The 3983-nt window shown below is 73.0% G+C and carries 4 protein-coding genes; 1 reads left to right on the forward strand and 3 read right to left on the reverse strand.

What is annotated here, in order from left to right; translation table 11 throughout:
* Positions 1 to 430, reverse strand: a 430-nt coding sequence (locus G5C65_RS32835) for a cell wall protein (protein ID WP_165302717.1), incomplete at its 3' end; no start/stop codon positions are given.
* A 128-nt stretch (positions 431 to 558) separates the two neighbouring features.
* On the opposite strand from G5C65_RS32835, the gene G5C65_RS32840 reads away from it, so the two are divergent.
* Complete coding sequence (locus G5C65_RS32840) at positions 559 to 1413, forward strand: carbohydrate ABC transporter permease (RefSeq protein ID WP_165302718.1); 855 nt, start codon at positions 559 to 561, stop codon at positions 1411 to 1413.
* Positions 1414 to 1417: 4 nt separating this feature from the next.
* On the opposite strand, the gene pdxR is transcribed toward G5C65_RS32840, so the two are convergent.
* Together pdxR and prcB are read right to left on the reverse strand one after the other, a co-directional pair.
* A complete protein-coding gene (gene pdxR / locus G5C65_RS32845) occupies positions 1418 to 2857 on the reverse strand; it encodes a MocR-like pyridoxine biosynthesis transcription factor PdxR (protein WP_165302719.1) in 1440 nt (479 codons plus the stop codon).
* Positions 2858 to 3024: 167 nt separating this feature from the next.
* Positions 3025 to 3870: a proteasome subunit beta gene (gene prcB, locus G5C65_RS32850; RefSeq protein WP_165302720.1), complete on the reverse strand. Its 846-nt coding sequence runs from the start codon at positions 3868 to 3870 to the stop codon at positions 3025 to 3027.
* Positions 3871 to 3983: the final 113 nt, after the last annotated feature.

A 3983-nucleotide genomic window follows, 5' to 3' on the forward strand; every position in this document is an offset into this window, starting at 1 on the left:
TCGACGGGGTGGTCGGGGTCGGCGACGGCGTGGAGTCGTCGTCCGACTCGGTCGGAGTCGGCGACGGCGACTCCGACTCGCAGACCGGCGACTGCTTGGTGCCGCTCCACGAGTACCGGTCGTCGTCCCCGGCCTTCACCTTGACCGAGACCGGCAGCTCCTCGGTGTGCTCGGGCAGGTCGATCTTCTTGTGGAACTCGCCCTTGAAGGAGGTGGCCAGAAGCTGCTTGCCGCCCGCCGTGATGGTGAGGGCGTTGTCCTTCTCCTGGCTGTAGTTCGTCAGTTTGACGGAGACCGCGTAGCAGTCCACCGACCAGCTCTTGCTGTGGGCCTGAGCGGGCGTCGCGGCTATCGCGGTGCCGAGGAACGCCGCTGCCCCCGTCGCCACGATCGCGGTCGACCGCTGCCACCTGAGGCGCAGTGCTGTCATGTTCGTCCTTCCGATAGAACCGGGCCGCGCGCTCTGCCCGCGCAGCGGCGACAGCAACCTACTCCCATTCATCACTCGGGGCACACAATCCCCAAAATATCTCGGTCTTCCCCGTCGGGGATCCTTTCATGCCCGCGCCGTGGAACGGAGGGATTCCGGTGAAGCGGAGCACCCGGGAGCGGGTGGCGGCCGACCTCGGACTGGCCTGCGTCGGGCTGGCGTTCGTGGTTCCGCTGGCCTGGCTCGTGCTGGCCTCGCTGGACGCCGACGCCACCCTGCGGGTCCGCGCCCCGCAGTCGCCGACCCTCGACAACTTCTCCGCCGTACTGACGGACGAGATCACCTTCACCCCGATGCGGAACAGCCTGCTGCTGTGCGGCGGTGCCACCGCGCTCACCGTGGTGTGCGCCACCCTCGCCGCGTACCCCCTCTCCCGGTTCCGGTCCCGCTTCACCCGCCCGTATCTGCTCGGCATCCTGTTCACCACCTGCCTGCCGGTGACGGCCGTGATGGTGCCGGTCTACGGGTTGTATGTGCAGATCGACCTCATCGACACGATGTACGGCACGGCGCTCTTCCTCGCCGCCAGCCAACTGCCGTTCGCCGTCTGGCTGATGAAGAACTTCATGGACGGCGTGCCCGAAGTGCTGGAGGAGGCCGCCTGGACGGACGGCGCCTCCTGGCTGCAGTCGCTGATCCGGGTCATCCTGCCGCTGATGGGGCCCGGGATCTCGGTGGTGGCGATCTACAGCTTCGTGATGATGTGGGGGAACTTCTTCGTCCCGTTCATGCTGCTGCTGAGTCCGGATCAGCTTCCGGCCTCGGTGAGCATCTACACGTTCTTCGGGAACTACGGTGCCGTCGTCTACGGGCAGCTCGCCGCGTTCTCCATCCTGTACTCGACGCCGGTGATCCTGCTGTACGTGCTCATCGCCCGGCGGCTCGGCGGCGGCTTCGCCCTGGGCGGGGCGGTGAAGGGGTAACCCGTCAGATCGTCGACAGGGCTTCGCCCAGGGCGTACAGCGCCGCGGCGTACGCGTGGTCGGGCGGGGTGGCGTAGCCGACGACCACGCCGTCGGGGTGCGGACCGACGGCCCGTTCATGCCGGTACTCCCGCAGCGCATCGACGCCCACGCCCCGCAGCGCCGCGGCCCGCTCCGCCGCCTCCTCCGTGCCCTGCGGCAGCCGCAGCACCGCGTGCAGCCCGGCCGCGATGCCGGTCACCGCGACCCGCGGGGCGCGTACGGCCAGCGCCTGCGCCAACTGGTCCCGGCGCCGCCGGTACCGCTGCCGCATCCGGCGGATGTGCCGGTCGTAGTGGCCCGAGCGCAGGAACTCGGCGAGCGCGAGCTGGTCCAGCACGCTGGTCCACGTCTCCCGCTCCCCCTTCGTCTCCACGACGGCCGCGACGATGTGCTCCGGCAGGACCATCCAGCCGAGCCGGACCGCCGGGGACAGGCTCTTGCTCACCGAGCCGAGGTAGACGACGCGCTCCGGGTCCAGCCCCTGGACGGCGCCGACCGGCTCGCGGTCGTAGCGGAACTCGCCGTCGTAGTCGTCCTCCAGCAGCAGCGTGCCGTGCGTGCGGGCCCAGTCGACCGCGGCGTTGCGGCGGTCGGGGTGCAGCGGGCCGCCCATGGGGAACTGGTGTGCGGGCGTAAGCAGCGCGGCCCGCAGCCGCGGGTGGGACGCCAGCTCGCGGGTGCGGGCCCCGTGCTCGTCCAGGCCCAGCGGCACCGGGCGCGCGCCCGCCTCCTCCAGCACCCGGTGGTGGAACGCCTGCCCGTACGGCTCGATGGCCAGGTGCCCGCGCAGCACCCCGCGCCCGCCGGTGCCGTGCGCCCCGCCGTACAGCAGCCGCAGCGCGTGCACGAAGCCGGAGCAGACGACGATCCGGTCCGGCGTCGTCCGCACCCCGCGGGCGCGGGCCAGATACTCGGCGAGGGCCTCGCGCAGCTCCACCCTGCCCTGCGGATCGCCGGGCCCGAACGCCTCGTGGGGCGCGGCGCTCAGCGCGCGCCGGGCCGCCGCCGCCCAGGCGGTGCGGGGGAAGGAGGAGGCGTCGGGCTGCCCCTGCCGCAGGTCGTACCGCGGCCCGCGGGCCGGCCGCGGCGGACGCCTGGGCGCGCGCTGCGGCCGGCGCTGCGCGGCCCGCTCGGAGACCCGGGTGCCGGACCCCTGGCGCGCGGTCAGCCAGCCCTCGGCCACGAGTTCGGCGTACGCGGAGGCGACGGTGTTGCGGGCGAGGCCCAGGTCGGCGGCGAGCGAGCGGTACGGGGGCAGCCGGCTGCCGGGGGCCAGCCTCCCCTCCCGTACGGCCTCGCGGAGGGCCGCGGTCAGCGCTGCCTGGCGGCTGCCCTTCTCGGAGAGGCGCAGATGGAGGTCGGCGCCGACGCGCTCAGCGGAATTGACCCAGGAACCCGGCATGTGCTCCGACGATACCGGAGGCCGTCTCCTGCGGATCATGGTTGCCTGTGCCCCGTCAGGGGCGCGGGGAACCGCGCGATCGGCCGCAGAACACCCGCGCCCTGCGACGAAGCAGCAAGGGGCAAGGGGCAGCCCGGACCCAGCAGGATCGCAGGGCGCGGGACGGCCTACAGCGGCGGCGCCTGGGGGCCGTCCGGCGCCTCGCGGCGCCCCTCCAGCACCGCGCGGGCGATCTCGGCGACCTCCGCGTCCGGCATCCGGCGGTAGCCGTCCTCCGTGACCAGGGCGATCAGCGGGTACACCGCGCGCGTCAGGTCGGGCCCGCCGGTCGCCGAGTCCTCCTCCGCCGCGTCGTACAGCGCCTGCACCGCGGCCGTCACGATGTCGCGCTCGGCCATGTCGGCGCGGTACAGCTTCTTCAGCGCGCCCCGCGCGTACATCGACCCGGAGCCGGTGCCGGCGAAGCCCCGCTCCTCGGTGCGGCCCCCGGTGACGTCGTAGGTGAAGATGCGCCCGGTGCCGCGGTCCACGTCGTACCCCGCGAAGAGGGGGACCACGGCGAGGCCCTGCATCGCCATGGAGAGGTTGCCGCGGATCATCGTCGTGAGACGGTTCGCCTTGCCGTCCAGGGACAGCTGCGCGCCCTCGACCTTCTCGTAGTGCTCCAGCTCCAGCTGGAAGAGCTTGACCATCTCCGAGCCCAGCCCGGCGGTGCCGGCCATCGCGACGGCCGAGTGCTCGTCGGCGGGGAAGACCTTGTCGAAGTCGCGGTGCGCGATGACGTTGCCCATCGTCACCCGGCGGTCGCCCGCCATCAGGACGCCGTCGGCGTAGGTGGCGGCGACGATGGTGGTGCCGTGCGGCGCCTCGAACGGCTCCCGCGCTGCGGGCAGCACCTGCCGCCCGGGGACCAGCCCCGGCGCCTGGGCGGCCAGGAAGTCCAGGAAGGACGACGACCCCGCCGTCCGGAAAGCGGGCGGCAGTCCAGCTGTGCCGTGCGTACCGTCTCCCATGCGAATCCCTCCCCGTGCAGCGGCGTCCCGGGGGCGCCGGCGTTCGAAGATCGCCCCCCGCCGCACCCTACCCCGGTGCACGGTCCCGCACGCCAGCTTCCCCGGCGTTGCCC

It is taken from the genome of Streptomyces boncukensis (genome assembly GCF_011045075.1).
Lineage (GTDB): Bacteria > Actinomycetota > Actinomycetes > Streptomycetales > Streptomycetaceae > Streptomyces > Streptomyces boncukensis.